A 17793-nucleotide genomic window follows, 5' to 3' on the forward strand; every position below is an offset into this window, starting at 1 on the left:
TTCTCACCGACTGTCATCCGGCGCGGTGCGATCACCGTTGCCTGCCCGACTCGGTCGACGAAACGCTCCGGAAACGGCGGCTACCTAGCTTTCAGCCGGGATCGCTCGACACCGGCCGGACCGGTGGGTCGTGCGAGCCACGACATGGACCGGCCGGAAGGAGCGCCTGATGACGACGACGAGCGTGCCCGCCACCACCGCGGAGGAGATCGACCTGCAACGCCGGCCGGGCCGGTGGATCGGGCACTGGGCCCCGGAGGACGGCCACTTCTGGCGGACCGTCGGCCGCGGGATCGCCCGGCGCAACCTCATCTACTCGATCTTCGCCGAGCACATCGGCTTCTCCGTCTGGCTGCTCTGGAGCATCGTGGTCGTCCGGCTCGACGACGTCGGCTGGCAGTTGACCACCAGCCAGGCGCTCTGGCTGACCGCCGTGCCCAGCGGTGTCGGCGCGCTGCTGCGGCTGCCGTACACGTTCGCGGTGCCGGTCTTCGGCGGCCGCAACTGGACCATCGTCTCGGCCCTGCTGCTGATGATCCCGTGCGCGGGCCTGTCCTGGGCGGTCCAGCACCCCGAGATCGGGTTCGTGCCGCTGCTGCTGATCGCCGCCACAGCCGGCTTCGGTGGCGGCAACTTCGCCTCCAGCATGGCGAACATCTCGTTCTTCTATCCGGAACGGGAGAAGGGCTGGGCGCTCGGCCTGAACGCGGCGGGCGGCAACATCGGCGTCGCCGTCGTGCAGTTCCTGGTGCCCCAGGTGATCGTCCTCGGTGGCGGACTCGCGTTGGCCCGGGCCGGCCTGATGTACATCCCGCTCGCGGTGATCGCGGCGGTCTGCGCGTACCTGTTCATGGACAACCTGGTCGAGGCCAAGGCGGACGTCCGGCCGGTCTGGTCGTCGCTGCGGCACCGGGACACCTGGGTCATGTCGTTCCTGTACATCGGCACCTTCGGCTCGTTCATCGGCTACTCGGCGGCCTTCCCGACCCTGCTCAACGGCGTGTTCGGCCGACCGGACATCGCGCTGAGCTGGGCGTTCCTGGGCGCGGCGGTGGGCTCGGTCTGCCGACCGTTCGGCGGTCGCCTCGCCGACGTGATCGGCGGCGCGCGGATCACCGTGGCCAGCTTCGTGTTGATGGCCGGCGGGGCGTACCTGGCGCTGTGGTCGGTGGAGGAGCGCCGGCTGGGCGTCTTCTTCCTGGCGTTCATGCTGCTGTTCGTGGCGACCGGCATCGGCAACGGCTCGACCTACCGGATGATCTCCCGGATCTTCCAGGTCAAGGGGGAGGACCTGGGCGGTACGCCGGAGATCATGCTGGCGATGCGCCGCCAGGCGGCGGGGGCGCTGGGGATCATCTCCTCGGTCGGCGCGTTCGGTGGGTTCCTCGTCCCGATCTGCTACGCCTGGGCGAAGTCGACCTACGGGGGCATCCAGCCGGCTCTGCGGTTCTATGTCGGGTTCTTCCTGGTGATGATCGTGGTGACCTGGGCGGCGTACCTGCGGCCGGGAGCGCGGATGGCCCGTGCCCGGGTGTGAGCCCCACCATTCAACGGGGGTCCGGCGTGCGCGCCGGGCCCCCGTTCCGACCGGCCCGGCGTGCGCGCCGGGCCCCGTTTTGACCGGCCCGCAAGCCGTTGGGTATCGTTACCTGCTGTTGTGCGACATCTAGAGGCGTGCCACCTGAGGTACGCTTGGTCGTTCGTGCGCGCCTGGTCACCCGGCGCGCGACCCCAGACCGACGACGAGACAAGGTAGACCTGTGCGTACGTACAGCCCGAAGCCGGGTGAGATCGAGCGTCAGTGGCACGTCATCGACGCCTCTGATGTCGTGCTGGGCCGCCTGGCCACCCACGCCGCCACGCTGCTGCGCGGCAAGCACAAGCCGACTTTCGCGCCGCACGTCGACACGGGCGACTTCGTCGTCATCGTGAACGCGGGCAAGGTCGCGCTGACCGGCAACAAGCGGCAGCAGAAGATCGCCTACCGCCACTCCGGCTACCCGGGTGGCCTGAAGCAGGTCGGCTACGACGAGCTGCTGACCAAGCGTCCCGAGCGGGCCATCGAGCTGGCCGTGAAGGGGATGCTCCCGCACAACAAGCTCGGCCGTAAGCTCATCAAGAAGCTGAAGGTCTACGCCGGTGCCGAGCACCCGCACGGCGCGCAGTCGCCGGTGCCGTTCGAGATCAAGCAGATCGCGCAGTGAGCGCGGGCGAAGGAAGCAGCATGACCGACATCACCGCCACCGAGGTCGCCCCCGAGGCCACCGAGGCGCCGGCGCCCGTCGCCCGCGCGCCCCGTGGTGACCGGCCGATCCAGACCGTCGGCCGCCGCAAGGAGGCCATCGTCCGGGTCCGCATCGTGCCGGGCTCTGGCAAGATCACCTGCAACGGCCGGGACCTCGAGGCCTACTTCCCGAGCAAGGTGCACCAGCAGCTCATCAAGGACCCGCTGGTCACCGCCGAGAAGGCCGAGGCGTTCGACGTCATCGCGAACTTGCGGGGTGGCGGCACCACCGGCCAGGCCGGTGCGCTGCGGCTGGCCATCGCCCGGGCCCTGATCGTCAGCGAGCCGGACGACCGTCCCGCGCTGAAGAAGGCCGGCTTCCTGACCCGGGACGCGCGGGTCAAGGAGAGCAAGAAGTACGGCCTCAAGAAGGCCCGCAAGGCTCCTCAGTACTCGAAGCGCTGACCATCAGCTGCACGTTGTACTTCTGACGGACGGCCGGACCGCCTCCCCCACGACGGGAGGTGGCCCGGCCGTTCCGCTTTCCATCATCGGCAGTTCCATCGGAGGTTGGCGGGTATGGGCCGGTTGTTCGGCACGGACGGCGTACGCGGGCGGGCGAACGCGGATCTCACGCCCGAGTTGGCGCTCGCGGTGGCGGTGGCCGCCGCGCACACTCTCGCCGAGTCGGACCGGAGCCATCCCCCGCTGGCCGTCGTCGGCCGTGACACCCGGGCCAGCGGCGAGATGCTCGAGGCCGCCGTGGTGGCCGGCCTCACCAGCGCCGGGGCGAACGTCGTCCGGGTCGGCGTGCTGCCGACCCCGGCGGTGGCGTTCCTCACCGCCGAGGCCAAGGCCGACCTGGGCGTGATGCTCTCGGCGTCGCACAACCCGATGCCGGACAACGGCATCAAGCTCTTCGCCGCCGGCGGGCACAAACTGCCCGACGAGATCGAGATGCAGATCGAGTCGGCCGTCCAGGCGAACGCGACCACCGCCTGGGAGCGCCCGATCGGCGCGGGCGTGGGCCGGGTCCACGACCTGCTCGACGGCGCCGACCACTACGTGCAGCACCTGGTGGGCACGGTCCCGCACCGGCTCGACGGGATCAAGGTCGTGGTGGACTGCGCCAACGGCGCCGCCGCCGAGGTGGCCCCGGCGGCGTACCGCGAGGCCGGTGCCGAGGTGATCGCGATCCACGCCGAACCCGACGGCCTCAACATCAACGACGAGTGCGGTTCGAACCACATCGAGGCGCTGCGCCAGGCCGTCGTCGAGCACGGCGCGCACCTGGGCATCGCCCACGACGGGGACGCCGACCGGTGCGTCGCGGTGACCGCCGACGGTGACGAGGTCGACGGCGACCAGGTCATGGCCATACTCGCGCTGGCCATGCGGGAGGCCGGCACCCTCACCGGGGACACGCTGGTCGCCACGGTGATGAGCAACCTCGGCCTGCGCCTGGCCATGTCCCGGGAGGGCATCCGGCTGGTCGAGACCAAGGTCGGCGACCGGTACGTGCTGGAGGAGCTGCGCGCGTCCGGCCTGGCGCTGGGCGGCGAGCAGAGCGGGCACATCGTCATGCCCGCGTACGCGACCACCGGCGACGGCGTCTTGACCGGACTGCACCTCATGTCGCGGATGGCGGCGACCGGGAAGTCCCTCGCCGAGCTGGCCGGGGTGATCACCCGGCTGCCGCAGGTCCTGATCAACGTGCCGGTCGGCGACCGCAGCGTCGGCGCGGCGGCCCCCGCCGTCCGGGCCGAGGTCGAGCGGGCCGAGGCCGAGCTGGGCGAGACCGGCCGGGTGCTGCTGCGCCCCTCCGGCACAGAGCCGCTGGTGCGGGTCATGGTCGAGGCCGCCACCGAGGCGACCGCCCGCTCGACGGCCGAGCGGATCGCCGAGCAGGTCCGCAGCGCCAGCCCGGTCGCCTGACCGGTACCGATCGGGCCGGCTTCCGGCCGGGTGGGCCGGCGTGGGCGTCCGCGCGTGGTCGGTCCACCGGCTTCCGGCTGGGTGGGCCGGCGTGGGCGTCCGCGCGTGGTCGGTCCACCGGCTTCCGGCTGGTACACCCGCTGGCCGCCTTTGGAGCTGACTCACTCACGACATCAGGCGCCTGACCCACGCTGATTCATTGACGACATCAGCTCCAAAGGGCGACGACACCCATCCGCCTTGTGGCCGGGCAAGGGCATCAGACCGGGCCCGGCGGTCCACGCGGGCAGCCGGCCGCTGGTCAGCTGATCGGCACGCGGCGCAGGAAGCGGTGCGCGAGGTCGGTGATCTGGTCGGCGTCCAGCTCCAGGGCGGGGTCGGCCACCGTCACCTCGGCCAACGCCAACCCGGGGACGTCGGTGTCCCGCCACTGGCCCACGAACCAGGCCTTCTCCTCCTCCGCGAGCGCGAGGGCGGCGTCGTTGAGTGCGTCCGCGGGGTACGGCAGCCAGAAACGGAACTGGTGGGTGTGCGGTGGCGCGGGGAAGACCCGGGCCCCCGGCACCGTGGCGAGCGTCTCGGCGACCAGCCGCGCGTGGGCGACGTAGCCGGGCAGACGCGGCAGTTCGTGGTCCAGCCCGTGCAGCGCGGCCAGTGCGGCGGGCCACTGCTGGAAGACCGTCCCGCCGTAGCGGTGCCGCCACGCGCGGGCGTACGCGGCCAGTTCCCCGTCGCCGACCAGCACCGCCCCGGAGACCCCGCCGAGGGACTTGTAGAGCGAGACGTACACGCTGTCGACCAGGGCGGTGACCGTCGGTGCGGGCCGCCCGAGGTGCACGGTCGACTCCCACAGCCGGGCACCGTCGACGTGCACACGGGCGCCCCGGGCGCGGCCCGCGTCGACCACCGCCACCAGCTCGTCCCAGGTGGGCAGCAGGAACCCGGCGTCCCGCAGCGGGAGTTCGAGGAGCAGGGTGCCGAACGGCTCGGCGAGGTCGGCGACCTCCTCGGCGGTCGGGAACCGGCCGGCGTCCGGGGTGCGGACGGCGCGCAGGCCGGTGAGCACCGCGTACGCGTCCCGTTCGTGGAGGAGGGGGTGGCTGAGCGGGTGCAGGGCGACCGCGTCCCGGCCGGTCAGCTCGGCGCCGTGGCGGAGGGCGACCTGCTGGGCCATGGTGCCGGTGGGGAAGAGGACGGCGGCGTCGGCACCGAGCAGTTCGGCGATCCGGTGCTCGACGTGCTCGACCACGCCGCCCTCGCCGTACATGTCCGGGAGGGTGTCCTCGGGCAGCGCGGCCCGCATCGCGTCCAGCCGCTCGCCCACGGTCGACGGCCGCGCCCCGGACAGGACCACGTCGCAGCCCCGCAGCGCGGCCAACCGCCGCAGCCGGTCGGCCTGCGGGCCGCTCACCGTGCCGTCCCGAGCCGGCGGAGCCGGGCGACCGCCTCGGTCAGCACCTCCGGGCGTTTGCAGAAGGCGAACCGGATCAGTCGCCGGCCGGCCTCCGGGTCGTCGTAGAAGACCTGGGTCGGCACGGCCACCACGCCGCAGCGTTCCGGCAACGACCGGCAGAACTCCACCCCGTCGCGGCCGCCGAGCGGGGCGACGTCGGCGGTGACGAAGTACGTGCCCTCCGGCGTGAGCACCTCGAACCCGGCATCGGTGAGCCCCGCGACCAACTGGTCGCGGCGGGCCCGCATCCCGTCCCGGAACGCGGTGAAGTAGTCGTCGCCCAGGCCCAGCGCCACCGCGACCGCGGGTTGCAGCGGCGCGGCGTTGACGAAGGTCAGGAACTGCTTGACCCGTAGCACCGCCGACACGAGCGCGGCCGGGCCGCTCACCCAGCCGACCTTCCAGCCGGTGCAGGAGAACGTCTTGCCGGCCGAGGAGATCCGTAGGGTCCGCTCGCGCATTCCCGCCAGCGTGGCGAGGGGAACGTGCCCGGAGGCGGCGTCGGTGAAGACCAGGTGCTCGTACACCTCGTCGGTGACCGCGTACGCGTCGTGCTCCCGGCACAGCTCGGCGACCAGAGCCAGCTCGTCGGCGGTGAAGACCTTGCCGGTCGGGTTGTGCGGGGAGTTCAGCAGGACCAGCCGGGTGCGGGGCCCGAAGGCGGCACGCAGCGCGTCGGGGTCGAAGGCGTACCGGCCGTCGGGGCCGGGACGCAGCGTGACCGGTCGCCGGACCGCGCCGGCCAGGGCGATCGAGGCGGCGTACGAGTCGTAGTACGGCTCGAAGCAGACCACCTCGTCACGCGGCTCGCAGAGGCCGAGGATCGCTGCCGCGATCGCCTCGGTGGCGCCCGCGGTCACCACGATCTCGCCGTCCGGGTCGTACTCCAGCCCCCAGAAGCGGCGCTGGTGGGCCGCGACGGCGGCGCGCAGGGCGGGGATCCCCGGGCCCGGCGGGTACTGGTTCTGACCGGTGCGCAGCGCCTCGGCCGCGGCGGCCAGCATCTCCGGCGGCCCGTCGGTGTCCGGGAAGCCCTGACCGAGGTTGACCGCCCCGGTGCGGACGGCGAGAGCGGACATCTCGGCGAAGATCGTCGTCCCGAACGGGCGCATCCGGGCCACCAGGGGATCGACGTGGGCGGTCGTCACGCCCGCCAGCCTACGGACTCGCCGTGCCGGTTCAACCCGTCGCGGCCGTCGATGGCGATTCGTGACTCTCCGTAGCGACTCGCTCCCTTCGCTCAAAGTTGCTGATCGTTTACCGGTCTTCCGAGCACGCACGATGAGCGAAACTGGGTTAGGCTGCCACCCATGTGTGGAATCGTGGGTTACGCCGGCGCGCGCCCGGCACTCGGCATCGTGCTCGACGGGCTGCGGCGGCTGGAGTACCGCGGCTACGACTCGGCCGGCGTCGCCATCGTGTGCGACGACGAGCTGCTGACCGAGAAGAAGGCCGGCAAGCTGGCCAACCTGGAGAAGGTGCTGTCCGAGCGGGCCGCCGAGGACCCGGCGTCCTGCGGCGCGAGCCCGATCGGCATCGGCGACGGCACCACCGGCATCGGCCACACCCGCTGGGCCACCCACGGCGGTCCCACCGACCGCAACGCCCACCCCCACCTGGCCCCCGACGGACGGGTCGCCGTGATCCACAACGGCATCATCGAGAACTTCGCGAAGCTGCGCGCCGAGCTGGAGGCCGACGGCGTCCAGTTCGCCAGCGACACCGACACCGAGTGCGCCGCGCACCTGCTCGCCGCCGCGCTCGCCGACCTGCGCGCCGCCGGCCACCCGGACGGGCCGCAGCTGCTCGCCGCCGGCATGCGGGTGGTCTGCCAGCGCCTGGAGGGCGCGTTCACCCTGCTCGCCGTCGACGCCGGAATCCCCGGCGCGGTGGTCGGTGCCCGGCGCAACTCGCCCCTGGTCGTCGGCCGGGGCGACGGTGAGAACTACCTCGCCAGTGACGTCGCCGCCTTCATCGAGCACACCCGGGACGCGATCGAACTGGGTCAGGACCAGATCGTCCTGATCACCGGCGACACCATCGAGATCACCGACTTCGCCGGCCAGCCCGCCACCGGCAAGGACTTCCACATCGACTGGGACTCGTCGGCCGCCGAGAAGGGCGGCTACGACTGGTTCATGCTCAAGGAGATCGAGGAGCAGCCGCAGGCCATCGCCGACACGCTGCTCGGCCGGCTCACCGAGTCCGGCGAGATCATGCTCGACGAGGTCCGCCTCAGCGACCAGGACCTGCGCGACGTCGACAAGATCTTCATCGTGGCCTGCGGCACGTCCTACCACGCCGGCCTGGTCGCCAAGTACGCCATCGAGCACTGGACCCGCATCCCCTGCGAGGTGGAGCTGGCCAGCGAGTTCCGCTACCGCGACCCGGTCCTGGACCGGTCCACCCTGATCGTGGTGATCTCGCAGTCCGGCGAGACCATGGACACGCTGATGGCGCTGCGCCACGCCAAGGAGCAGAAGGCCCGCGTGCTGGCCATCTGCAACACCAACGGCTCCACCATCCCGCGGGAGTCCGACGCGGTGCTGTACACGCACGGCGGCCCGGAGATCGCGGTCGCGTCCACCAAGGCGTTCCTCACCCAGGTCGTCGCGTGTTACCTGATCGGGCTGCACCTGGCCCAGGTGCGCGGGATCAAGTTCGCCGACGAGGTCGGCGCCGTGGTGGCCCAGCTCCAGGAGATGCCCGGCAAGCTGCGCGAGCTGCTGGACCGGATCGAGCCGGTCCGCGAGCTGGGCCGTGAGCTGAAGTCCGAGCCGACCGTGCTGTTCATCGGCCGGCACGTGGGCTACCCGGTGGCGCTCGAAGGCGCGCTGAAGCTCAAGGAACTCGCGTACATGCACGCCGAGGGCTTCGCCGCCGGCGAGCTGAAGCACGGCCCGATCTCGCTGATCGACAAGGGCACGCCGGTGATCTGCATCGTGCCGTCGCCGGTCGGCCGGGGCATGCTGCACGACAAGGTCGTCTCCAACATCCAGGAGGTGCGGGCGCGCGGCGCCCGGACCATCGTGATCGCGGAGGAGGGGGACGAGGCCGTGGTCCGGTACGCCGACCACCTGATCTACGTCCCGCGTACGCCGACGCTGCTCGCGCCGCTGGTCACGACCGTGCCGCTCCAGGTGCTCGCGGCGGAGATCGCCGCTGCCCGTGGCCACGACGTCGACCAGCCCCGCAACCTCGCCAAGTCCGTCACGGTGGAGTGAGTGGACGACGAGCCAGCCGGACCGCTTCCCGTCGGTCCGGCGGGCCCGTCGCATGTCCGTGCCAAGGGGCGACCCCCTGAAAGGGGGGCCGCCGTCCGGGTCTTGAGCACCTACGACCGGCCGAGGACCACGTGCGCCATGCCGTCGAGCGCCGGATTGCCCGGTTCCCAGTAGCCGGTGTGGCCGTGCCGGCCGCTGGGGAAGGTGCGGCCGCCGAACCTCGGGTCGGACGGGTCGCGCCCGAACCACAGCTCCCGGTCCGGCCCGTCGAGCAGCGCGACCGCCACGCCGATCGGCGACGCGCCCAGCAGGGGCCGCCGCAGCAGCTCGTCCGCGGGGCGAGCCAACCGGATCACGTCGTCCGGGGCCGTGCTGGCCCAGACCTGACCCGGCGGCAGGCCCAGGTCGCGGGCGTGGTCCACCCCGACGCCGGGTGAGCCGACGAAGACCACGGCGTCGGCGGCGAGGCCGTGGTCCCGGGCGGCGGAGCCCACGACCAGCGATCCGTAGCTGTGCCCGAGCACGGTCAGCCGGGCGTCCGGGCCCTCGTGGGTGGCGCGCAGACCCTCCTGGAACCGGTGCAGCGCCGGCCCCGCGTCCCCCGCCCGCCCCGGCCACGCGGCCTCGTGGAGGAAGTCCGGGGCGTCGTAGTCGAGCCAGAGCACCGCCGCCGTCTCCTCGCCCGGGGCGAGGGCCGTGCAGCGGGACAGCACCCGGCCCGCCCGGTCCAGCTCGCCGGTCACGTCGTCCAGGCCGGCCGTCATTCCCGGCACGTACGTGAGCACCTGGCCGCTGCGGTCGGGGTTGCCGAGCGCCACGACGGCCCGTCCCTCCCCATGGGTGGCCAGCGTCAGCAGGTACGCCCGCGGGCCCTCGGGCGCCGCCAGGCGGCCGGCCAGCGAGTCGAGGCCGGCGAGCGCCGCGTCCACCCGGCGCAGCCCGGCCAGTTCGAGCGGCCCGGGCGGCAGCCGGGCGAGCAGCCGCCGCCGCTCGGCGAGCAGGTCCTCGCGGTGCCGCCCGAGCAGGAGCCGGTTGGCCTGGTCTCGGGCGGCCACCGGCACCCCGTCGAGTCGGCCGACCCGCTCCGGCTCGTACGCCACCAGCCAGCGGCGCTGCGCCGGGCTCAGCCCCGCCCACCAGGCTCGGACCGCCGCCGGGGTGGAGTCGGGCCCGGGCCGGCCGGGCGGGGGCGGGCTGACCCAGCCGGAGGCCGCCGCACCGGTCAGCTCGGCAAGCCGGCCGGCCGCGTCCCGGTCGGCGGCCCGCGCCGCGTCGAGTGCGGCACCGATGGCCGCGGCCACCTCCGCGACCGCCCGCCCGGTGCCGGGCGTCGCCGGGCGGGACGGGTCGGCGCTGACCTGGCCGCGCCGGTCGACCCGTACGCCCGAGTGGTCGGCCAGCGTGACCGCCGTGCCGAGCCGCGCCTTGGCGGCGGCGAGCCGGCCGGCGAACTCGGCCAGCACCTGGTCGGCCTCGATCAGCCCGGGCCGGCCGGCGAGCAGCTCGCTGCGCAGCCCGCCGAGGCGGGCGTCCGCGGCGCCGGCGGCCTGACCGGACCAGGCGCCCCGCAGCGTGGCGGTTCCCGCGGCCAGCTCCCCGGCGCGACGCTCGACCAGCGTGGAGGCGGAGCGCCAGCCCGCTCCGGCCGCCCGCCACGCCCCCGGGTCGGCCGCCCACAGCTCCCGGTACCCCGGCCCGGCCGGAGCCGTCATCGCGGTGCCCCGGTCAGCCGCGCCGCCGCCCGGTCGTCCACCGCGTCGTACGCCTCGGCCGCCGAACGGACCGCCTCGCCGGTGGCCGCCACCCGCGCGCCCAGCTCGCCGAACCAGGCGTGCACCGCCGCCTCGCACCCGGCCAGCGCCGCCCCGGCCGCCCACTGCGGGGCCGGCACCACCAGCCCGGACACGCCGGCCACCCCGTGCGCCAGCCGGTACGCGGCGTCGGTGAGCCGTGACGCGCTCCGGCGCAGCGCGTCCGGCCGGACACTGAACATCTCCTCGCTCATCCCCGCCCCCGTGGCACCCGTCGGACATCGACGGGCGGAACGCTAGGGGGCGGCGGCTCCGCCGCGCGTGCCCTGTGGACGACGAGCCGCCGCCGTACCGCCGGGTTGTCCACAGGCGTTGCCCGGCGCGGAGCCGACGGCTAATGTGCGGCGGCCCGCGCCGGTAGGGTGGGCCCGTGATCGTCGCGGTCGGCATCGACGTGGTCCTGGTGGAGCGGTTCGCCCGGGCCCTCACGCGGACGCCGTTGCTCGCCGACCGGCTCTTCACCGAGGCCGAGCGCTACACCAGCTCCGGCAACCCGCGCTCGCCCGAGTCGCTGGCCGCCCGGTTCGCCGCGAAGGAGGCGGTGGCCAAGGCGCTCGGCGCGCCGGGTGGGTTGAGCTGGCACGACTGCGAAATCGTGCCGGATCCGGACGGCCGTCCCTGGCTGACCGTGTCCGGCACGGTCGCGGCGGCAGCCGCCGAGCGGGGGGTCAACCGGTGGCACATCTCGCTGTCGCACGACGGCGGCATCGCCTCGGCGATGGTGGTCGCGGAACGCTGATCGGTGGCGTGCCGGGCACGCCACGCACGGGGACGGGAGTCGCATGAGACCGGTGTGGCGGGTGGCGGACGTACGGGCCGCGGAGGCGGGCCTGATGGCCACGCTTCCGCCGGGAACGCTGATGCAGCGCGCCGCCGCCGGGCTGGCCCGCCGGTGCGCGCTGCTCCTCGCCGACCGGGGCGGTGTCTACGCCGCCCGGGTGCTGCTGCTGGTCGGTTCGGGAGACAACGGCGGTGACACCCTCCTCGCCGGCGCGCACCTGGCCCGCCGCGGGGCGGCCGTGTCGGCCCTGCTGCTGACCCCCGGCCGGGCGCACGCCGAGGGCCTGGCGGCCTTCCGGGCCGCCGGCGGCCGGCTGGTCGAGCGCCCACCCGCCCAGGTCGACCTGGTGCTGGACGGCATCGTCGGGATCGGCGGCAGCGGCGGCCTCCGGCAGACGGCGGACCAGCTCGCGGCGAGCCTGGTGCGGCACTGCGGGCGGGACGGCGCGCGGGCGACGGTGGTCGCGGTGGACGTGCCCAGCGGAGTGGCGGTGGACACGGGCCACGTGCCGCTCACCGCCTCCGGGCGGCCGAGCGCCGTACGCGCCGACGTGACGGTGACCTTCGGCGCGCTGAAGCCGGCCCTGGTGGTGGGCCCTGCCGCGGCACTGGCCGGCCAGGTCGAGCTGGTCGACATCGGGTTGGAGCCGTGGCTGCGCGGCACCCCGGCACTACGGGTGACCGAGTGGTCGGACGTGGTCGACTGGTGGCCGCGGCTCGGTGCGGCGTCGGAGAAGTACAGCCGGGGCGTGGTCGGTGTGGCCACCGGCTCGACCACGTACCCCGGTGCGGCGGTGCTCTCGGTCGCCGGTGCGTTGGCCGGCCCGACCGGGATGGTCCGGTACGCGGGTGGGGCCCGCGACGAGGTGCTGCACCACCACCCGTCGGTGATCGCCAGCGGGCGGGTCGCCGACGCGGGCCGGGTGCAGGCGTGGGTCTGCGGCTCGGGGCTCGGCACCGGCGAGGACGCGGCTGCCGAGTTGCGCGCCGTGCTGGCGGCGCCGGTCCCCGCCGTGCTCGACGCGGACGCGCTGACCCTGCTCGTGGACGGCTCGCTCGCCGAGCAGCTCCGGCGGCGGGACGCCCCGATCGTGGTCACCCCGCACGACCGGGAGTTCACCCGGCTCTGCGGGGAGACGCCGGGCGCCGACCGGGTGGCGGCCACCCTGCGGCTGGCCGCCTGGATGAACGCGGTGGTGCTGCTCAAGGGTGACCGCACGGTGATCGGCACGCCGGACGGCCGGGCGTACGTGAACCCGACCGGCACCCCGGCGCTGGCCACCGGGGGCACGGGAGACGTGCTGGCCGGGCTGCTCGGCTCGCTGCTCGCCGCCGGGCTGGCGCCGGAGCGGGCCGCCGCCGCGGCGGCGTACCTGCACGGGCTGGCCGGCCGGGAGGCGGCCCTGGGCGGCCCGGTGACGGCGTCCGACGTGGCGACCGCCCTGCGCCCGGTCCTGGCCCGCCTCCCCTGAGCGCGTCGCCCGGCCGGGCTGGCCTGAGACCGTCGCCCGGCCGGTCTCGCTGAGCGCTGCCCGGCCCGGGTGAACCGCGGCCGCCGGCGGCGCCGGAGCACCTGACCGGACGTCCCTTTGCTCTGCTTCAACCCACGCATCAGAACCGGTCGAAAAGCGTTGCGTGGAGGTGAGCAGAGCACAGGGGGCGACGCGAGTCACCCGGATCGACGTGGGCGGGGAGGCCCCGGTGATCAGCTCAGTAGTCTGGAGGCATGTGGCAGGCCGAGGTACGCGTCGATCTTGACGCGATCCGCGAGAACGTGAGCCGGCTCCGGTCCGGCACCGCCGCCGAGTTGATGGCGGTGGTCAAGGGCGACGGGTACGGCCACGGCATGGTCCCGGCCGCCCGCGCCGCGCTGGACGCGGGGGCCGACTGGCTCGGCGTCTGCACCCTCGACGAGGCCCTGACCCTGCGCCGGGCGGGGATCACCGCGCCGGTGCTGGCATGGCTGCTCGCGCCGGGGCTGCCGCTGCACGAGGGGGTGACGGCCGGCGTCGACCTCGGTGCGGCCAGCCTGCCGCAGCTCGACGAGATGATCGAGGCGAGCCGGGTCGCCGGGCGGCCGGCCCGCCTCCACCTCAAGATCGACACGGGCCTGTCCCGGGGCGGCGCGACCGTCGCCGACTGGCCGACCCTGCTGGACGCCGCCGCGAAGGCGCAGGCCGACGGCCTGGTCGAGGTCGTCGGCGTGTGGAGCCACTTCGTGTACGCGGACTCACCCGGCCACCCGACCACCGACCGCCAGCTCGCCGTGTTCCACGAGGGGCTGGGCATGGCGGAGAAGGCCGGGCTGCGCCCGCGCTACCGCCACCTGGCCAACTCGGCGGCCACGCTGACCCGGCCCGACACCCATTTCGACCTGGTCCGCCCCGGCCTGGCCGTCTACGGCCTCTCCCCGGTGGTCGGCGAGCGCTTCGGGCTGCGCCCGGCGATGACCGCCCGCGCCCGGGTCATGCTCACCAAGCGCGTCCCGGCGGGGGCCGGCGTCTCGTACGGCCACACCTACACCACCGAGCGGGAGAGCACCCTGGCGGTGGTGCCGCTCGGGTACGCCGACGGCGTCCCCCGGCACGCCTCCAACAGCGGCCCGGTCCAGCTCGGCGGCGTCCGGCGGACCATCTCCGGCCGGGTCTGCATGGACCAGTTCGTGCTCGACTGCGGCGACGACCCGGTCGCGGCCGGGGAGGTGGTCACGCTGTTCGGCAGCGGCGCCGACGGCGAGCCCACCGCCGACGACTGGGCCGAGGCGGTCGACACGATCAACTACGAGATCGTCACCCGCTTCGGCAGCACCCGGGTGCCCCGCGTCTACGACGGCGAGCGCCCGTGACGTCGTCCCGCCCCCGGATCCCGCTGCCCCGCTCCGGCCCCGCCCGGGCCGCCGTCGGCGCGCTGGCCGCCGTCGGGGTCGCGGCCGCCGGCCTGGCCGCGGGCGTCGCGACCGAGCGCGCCCTCGTCCGCCGGTTCAAGGCCGACCCGACCGACCCGTACGCGGGTGAGGTCTTCGGCGAGCAGCGGTACGACGAGGCGCTGTGCGTGCAGATGCCGGACGGCACGGACATCCACGTCGAGGTGGTCGAGCCGACCCGGCCGGTGCCGGGGAACCCGACCGTGGTGCTGGTGCACGGGTTCTGCCTCGACATGGGGACGTTCCACTTCCAGCGGAAGACGCTGGTCGAACGGGGCGAGCACCGCGTCGTCGCGTACGACCAGCCCGGCCACGGCCGGTCCGGCCGGCTGGAGACCGGCGACTACGACCTGGCCGCCCTCGGCCGGACGCTGCGCGCGGTGATCGACCGCACCGCCCCGGAGGGCCCGCTGGTGCTGGTGGGCCACTCCATGGGCGGCATGACGATCATGGCGTTCGCCGAGCTCTACCCGGAACTGTTCGGCGACCGGGTGGTCGGCACCGTCCTGATGGCGACCTCGGGCGGCCTGCTGGCCGAGACCAAGCTGGTCGCCCCGGCCATGCTCGGCCGGGTGGGGGCGCCGGTGCTCTACATGATGAGCAACGCCACCCGCTACGGCGGCACGGTGATCGACCGGGCGCGGAAGTCCACCACCAACGTCGCCTGGCTGCTCACCCGCAAGTACGGCTTCGGCACCCGCCGCCCCAGCCCGGCCCTGGTCTCGTACGTGGAGGAGATGAACTCCCGGACGTCCGCCGACACGGTCACCCGCTACCTGCGCACGCTCGCCACCCACTCGCGCTTCCCGGCGCTCGCCGCGCTGAGCGGCACGCCGGTGCTGGTGATCGTCGGGGACAAGGACATGATCACCCCGGTCACGCACTCGGAGGAGATCGTCCGGCGGCTGCCGCACGCCGAGTTCGTCAAGATCCCCGACAGCGGGCACGTCGTGATGCTGGAGCACGCCGACGAGGTCAACGCCGCGCTGGCCCGCTTCCTGGAGGCGCTGTGAGCGTCAGGGCGTGGCGGCGGAGCCCCGCGGTCGTGGACCGGGGGTCGTCGTGAGGGTCACGCTGCCGACCGTCGAGGACACGCACGCGTTCGGCCGCCGGCTGGCCGGCCTGCTGCGCGCGGGTGACCTGCTGCTGCTGACCGGCCCGCTCGGCGCCGGCAAGACCGCGCTCACCCAGGGCATCGGCGCCGGGCTCGGCGTACGTGGGGACGTCACCTCACCCACCTTCGTGATCGCCCGGGTGCACCGTCCCGACCCGGTCCTGGGCGGGCGGGTGGCGCTCGTGCACGCGGACGCGTACCGCCTGGGGGACGCGGCCGACCCGCGCGCCGAGATCGACGACCTGGACCTGGACGCCTCGGTGGACGAGTCGGTGACCGTGGTCGAGTGGGGGGAGGGGCTGGTCGAGCAGCTCGTCGACGCCCACCTGCGGGTCCGGATCGACCGCCGGGACGACGACACCCGGGTGGTCGACCTGGAGCCGGTCGGCGGGGACTGGGCGTCCCGGCTGGCCGTGCTGGCCTGAGCCTGCGGCGAGAGGCTGTCGCACCGGCGGCCTAGAGTGCCCGGGACCGACCCGACCGGAAAGGCCGCCGATGCCCGACGACGCTCCCACCCTGGACCTGCTGGCGCTGCTGCCGGAGGCGTGGCGCACGGTGCTCACCCCGCACCTCGACCCGGCCCGCACCGCGGCACTCGCCGGGTTCGTCGCCCGGGAGTACGCCACGCAGACCGTCTTCCCGCCCGTCGAGGACCTGTTCTCGGCCTACCGGCTCTGCGCCCCGCCGGACTGCCGGGTGCTGATCCTCGGGCAGGACCCGTACCACCGGGTCGGGCAGGCGCACGGGCTGAGCTTCAGCGTCCGGGACGGGGTGGCCGTGCCGCCGTCGCTGCGCAACGTCTTCAAGGAGCTGGGTGAGGACCTGGGTGTGCCGAAGCCGGCCGGCGGCAATCTCAGCGGCTGGGCCGCGCAGGGCGTGCTGCTGCTCAACGCGGTGCTGACCGTGCGCCAGGCCACCCCCGGCTCGCACGCGAACTCCGGCTGGGAGGAGTTCACCGACGCCACCATCCGCGCCCTGGACGCGATGGAGACGCGGGTGGTGTTCCTGCTCTGGGGCGGGTACGCGCGCAAGAAGGCGGCCCTGGTCACCAACCCGCGCCACGTGGTGCTGGAGGCCGGCCACCCCAGCCCGATGAACCCGCGCGGGTTCCTCGGCAGCCGCCCGTTCAGCGCCGCCAACAAGGCGCTCGCCGACGCCGGCCTGCCCACGATCGACTGGGAGCGCACGGCGGGCTGACACAGAAAAGAGCAATCCTGCGGGTCACCGGGTCGTGACCGTCCGCTGTAGCCTGTGCCACCGGAAGCGGTCGGCGAGCCGGAGGTGACGATGGCGGCGGTCAGCGAGGAGCGGTGGCGGGCGGCGCGGACCGCGCTGGCGGCCCAGACCGACCGCTTCGCCGATCTGGTGCGCGACGCCCCGCCGGACGCCATGGCCACCGCCGACTGGTCGGTCGCCGACACGCTCGCCCACGTGCACTCCCTGGCGTGGTACTACGTCTGCCTGGTGGACCGGGAGCACCCGCCGCTGCCGGTGCCCGGCCTGTCCGCGCAGCTTCCCGGCACCACCGTCGACACCGTGGCGGACTTCAACGACGTGCTGCTCCGGCACCTCACCGAGCGGGAGCCGCAGCCCCTGCTCGACCGGTTGCGGGCCGACGTCAAGCAGCTTCTGGCGATCTGCGAGGGCCGGCGCCCCGACGAGACGGTGCCCTGGCTGGGCGGGGCCCGGGTCCCGCTCGCCGGGCTCTGCGCGCACCTGGTCAACGAGCTGCTCATCCACGGGCACGACGTGGCCCGCGCCACCGGTCGGCCGTGGCCGGTCCCCGGCGCCGACGCCGCGTTGTTCCTCGAGCTGTTCCTGGCCGGGGTGGTCCGGCACGGCTACGGGCGGCTGATCGACGGCGGGGCGCCGCCGAGCGAGCGCCGCGTCGTGGTCGAGTTCCGCTCGGCGTACGCGCCTCCGGTCCGGTTCCTCCTGCACCGGGGGCGGGTGTCGTTCGCCGACCCCGACGCCCGGCCGGACGCCCGGATCGACCACGATCCGGGCACGCTCAACCTGATGATGTTCGGCCGGGTGAGCCGGGCCCGGGCGGTGCTCACCGGCCGGGTGCGCGTCAGCGGGCGGCGCCCCTGGCTGCTGCCGGCCTTCCTGCGGAAGTTCCGCACGCCGAGTTGACCCGGGCCACCGGGGACGCCATCTGGTTCATGCGCCCGGCCTGACGGTCACCCTCCTCACCCGCGGAGCGGGTGATGCCACGCGACAAGGGCAGCGGGACGGCGTATGACGAAGACGGTATGACATCGATACATTGCCGTTCATCAATAGAAGCCCATAGGCTCCCTGCCACCGCGGATACGGCGCAGCCAGG

At 74.1% G+C, this 17793-nt stretch carries 16 protein-coding genes; 12 read left to right on the forward strand and 4 right to left on the reverse strand.

The features are described from left to right. Positions 1–169: 169 nt before the first annotated feature. The 4 genes from HCJ94_RS14590 to glmM all read left to right on the forward strand — a co-directional run bounded on the left by HCJ94_RS14590 (position 170) and on the right by glmM (position 4159). Entirely contained in the window at positions 170–1537 is a 1368-nt protein-coding gene (locus tag HCJ94_RS14590) for a NarK family nitrate/nitrite MFS transporter (protein ID WP_168001562.1), read from the forward strand. 223 nt (positions 1538–1760) lie between these two features. Then, a complete protein-coding gene (gene rplM / locus HCJ94_RS14595) occupies positions 1761–2204 on the forward strand; it encodes a 50S ribosomal protein L13 (RefSeq protein ID WP_091102704.1) in 444 nt (147 codons plus the stop codon). A 20-nt stretch (positions 2205–2224) separates the two neighbouring features. Next, positions 2225–2689 carry a 30S ribosomal protein S9 gene (gene rpsI, locus HCJ94_RS14600; protein WP_030501567.1) on the forward strand — a complete coding sequence of 155 codons (465 nt, stop codon included), beginning with the start codon at positions 2225–2227 and terminating at the stop codon, positions 2687–2689. A 114-nt stretch (positions 2690–2803) separates the two neighbouring features. Next, positions 2804–4159 carry a phosphoglucosamine mutase gene (gene glmM, locus HCJ94_RS14605; RefSeq protein WP_168001563.1) on the forward strand — a complete coding sequence of 452 codons (1356 nt, stop codon included), beginning with the start codon at positions 2804–2806 and terminating at the stop codon, positions 4157–4159. Between the two features lie 301 nt (positions 4160–4460). On the opposite strand, the gene HCJ94_RS14610 is transcribed toward glmM, so the two are convergent. Beyond that, a complete protein-coding gene (locus HCJ94_RS14610) occupies positions 4461–5570 on the reverse strand; it encodes a threonine aldolase family protein (protein WP_168001564.1) in 1110 nt (369 codons plus the stop codon). Continuing rightward, entirely contained in the window at positions 5567–6760 is a 1194-nt protein-coding gene (locus HCJ94_RS14615) for a pyridoxal phosphate-dependent aminotransferase (protein ID WP_168001565.1), read from the reverse strand. The genes HCJ94_RS14610 and HCJ94_RS14615 overlap by 4 nt, the downstream gene beginning before the upstream one ends. Positions 6761–6922: 162 nt before the next feature. Here HCJ94_RS14615 and glmS point away from each other — a divergent pair, with 162 nt between their 5' ends. Next, positions 6923–8836, forward strand: coding sequence for a glutamine--fructose-6-phosphate transaminase (isomerizing) (gene glmS / locus HCJ94_RS14620; RefSeq protein ID WP_168001566.1), 1914 nt, complete (start codon positions 6923–6925; stop codon positions 8834–8836). Positions 8837–8946: 110 nt separating this feature from the next. Here glmS and HCJ94_RS14625 read toward each other — a convergent pair whose 3' ends face one another. Beyond that, the gene (locus HCJ94_RS14625) at positions 8947–10548 is read right to left on the reverse strand and encodes an alpha/beta hydrolase (protein ID WP_168001567.1); all 1602 of its coding nucleotides are present in this window, start codon (positions 10546–10548) and stop codon (positions 8947–8949) included. Further along, positions 10545–10841 (reverse strand): type VII secretion target, encoded by a 297-nt coding sequence (locus tag HCJ94_RS14630; protein ID WP_168001568.1) that lies wholly within the window; start codon positions 10839–10841, stop codon positions 10545–10547. Before HCJ94_RS14630 ends, HCJ94_RS14625 begins: the two co-directional genes overlap by 4 nt. Before the next feature lie 176 nt (positions 10842–11017). On the opposite strand from HCJ94_RS14630, the gene HCJ94_RS14635 reads away from it, so the two are divergent. The 7 genes from HCJ94_RS14635 (at position 11018) to HCJ94_RS14665 (ending at position 17600) form a co-directional block, all read left to right on the forward strand. Continuing rightward, positions 11018–11386 (forward strand): holo-ACP synthase, encoded by a 369-nt coding sequence (locus HCJ94_RS14635; protein WP_168001569.1) that lies wholly within the window; start codon positions 11018–11020, stop codon positions 11384–11386. A gap of 43 nt (positions 11387–11429) precedes the next feature. After that, entirely contained in the window at positions 11430–12899 is a 1470-nt protein-coding gene (locus HCJ94_RS14640; protein ID WP_168001570.1) for an NAD(P)H-hydrate dehydratase, read from the forward strand. A gap of 254 nt (positions 12900–13153) precedes the next feature. Continuing rightward, positions 13154–14272 carry an alanine racemase gene (alr, locus tag HCJ94_RS14645; RefSeq protein WP_168001571.1) on the forward strand — a complete coding sequence of 373 codons (1119 nt, stop codon included), beginning with the start codon at positions 13154–13156 and terminating at the stop codon, positions 14270–14272. Further along, entirely contained in the window at positions 14269–15363 is a 1095-nt protein-coding gene (locus HCJ94_RS14650; protein WP_168001572.1) for an alpha/beta fold hydrolase, read from the forward strand. The genes alr and HCJ94_RS14650 overlap by 4 nt, the downstream gene beginning before the upstream one ends. A gap of 10 nt (positions 15364–15373) precedes the next feature. Then, positions 15374–15889, forward strand: a complete 516-nt coding sequence (gene tsaE, locus HCJ94_RS14655; protein WP_373684301.1) for a tRNA (adenosine(37)-N6)-threonylcarbamoyltransferase complex ATPase subunit type 1 TsaE — start codon at positions 15374–15376, stop codon at positions 15887–15889. A 70-nt stretch (positions 15890–15959) separates the two neighbouring features. Beyond that, on the forward strand, positions 15960–16661 hold the full coding sequence (ung, locus tag HCJ94_RS14660; RefSeq protein WP_168001574.1) for a uracil-DNA glycosylase: 702 nt from the start codon (positions 15960–15962) through the stop codon (positions 16659–16661). 54 nt (positions 16662–16715) lie between these two features. Next, positions 16716–17600, forward strand: coding sequence for a maleylpyruvate isomerase family mycothiol-dependent enzyme (locus HCJ94_RS14665; protein WP_309227277.1), 885 nt, complete (start codon positions 16716–16718; stop codon positions 17598–17600). The last annotated feature ends 193 nt before the right edge of the window (positions 17601–17793 follow it).

The sequence above is a fragment of the Micromonospora thermarum genome (assembly GCF_012034245.1).
GTDB classification, from domain to species: Bacteria; Actinomycetota; Actinomycetes; order Mycobacteriales; family Micromonosporaceae; genus Micromonospora; species Micromonospora thermarum.

Excerpts from the sequence above, each read along its gene's own strand:
- glmM (WP_168001563.1), top strand. The coding sequence starts at position 2,804 with ATGGGCCGGTTGTTCGGCACGGACGGCGTACGCGGGCGGGCGAACGCG.
- ung (WP_168001574.1), top strand. The coding sequence starts at position 15,960 with ATGCCCGACGACGCTCCCACCCTGGACCTGCTGGCGCTGCTGCCGGAG.
- glmS (WP_168001566.1), top strand. The coding sequence starts at position 6,923 with ATGTGTGGAATCGTGGGTTACGCCGGCGCGCGCCCGGCACTCGGCATC.
- HCJ94_RS14625 (WP_168001567.1), bottom strand. The coding sequence starts at position 10,548 with ATGACGGCTCCGGCCGGGCCGGGGTACCGGGAGCTGTGGGCGGCCGAC.
- HCJ94_RS14630 (WP_168001568.1), bottom strand. The coding sequence starts at position 10,841 with ATGAGCGAGGAGATGTTCAGTGTCCGGCCGGACGCGCTGCGCCGGAGC.
- HCJ94_RS14640 (WP_168001570.1), top strand. The coding sequence starts at position 11,430 with ATGAGACCGGTGTGGCGGGTGGCGGACGTACGGGCCGCGGAGGCGGGC.
- rpsI (WP_030501567.1), top strand. The coding sequence starts at position 2,225 with ATGACCGACATCACCGCCACCGAGGTCGCCCCCGAGGCCACCGAGGCG.
- HCJ94_RS14590 (WP_168001562.1), top strand. The coding sequence starts at position 170 with ATGACGACGACGAGCGTGCCCGCCACCACCGCGGAGGAGATCGACCTG.
- alr (WP_168001571.1), top strand. The coding sequence starts at position 13,154 with ATGTGGCAGGCCGAGGTACGCGTCGATCTTGACGCGATCCGCGAGAAC.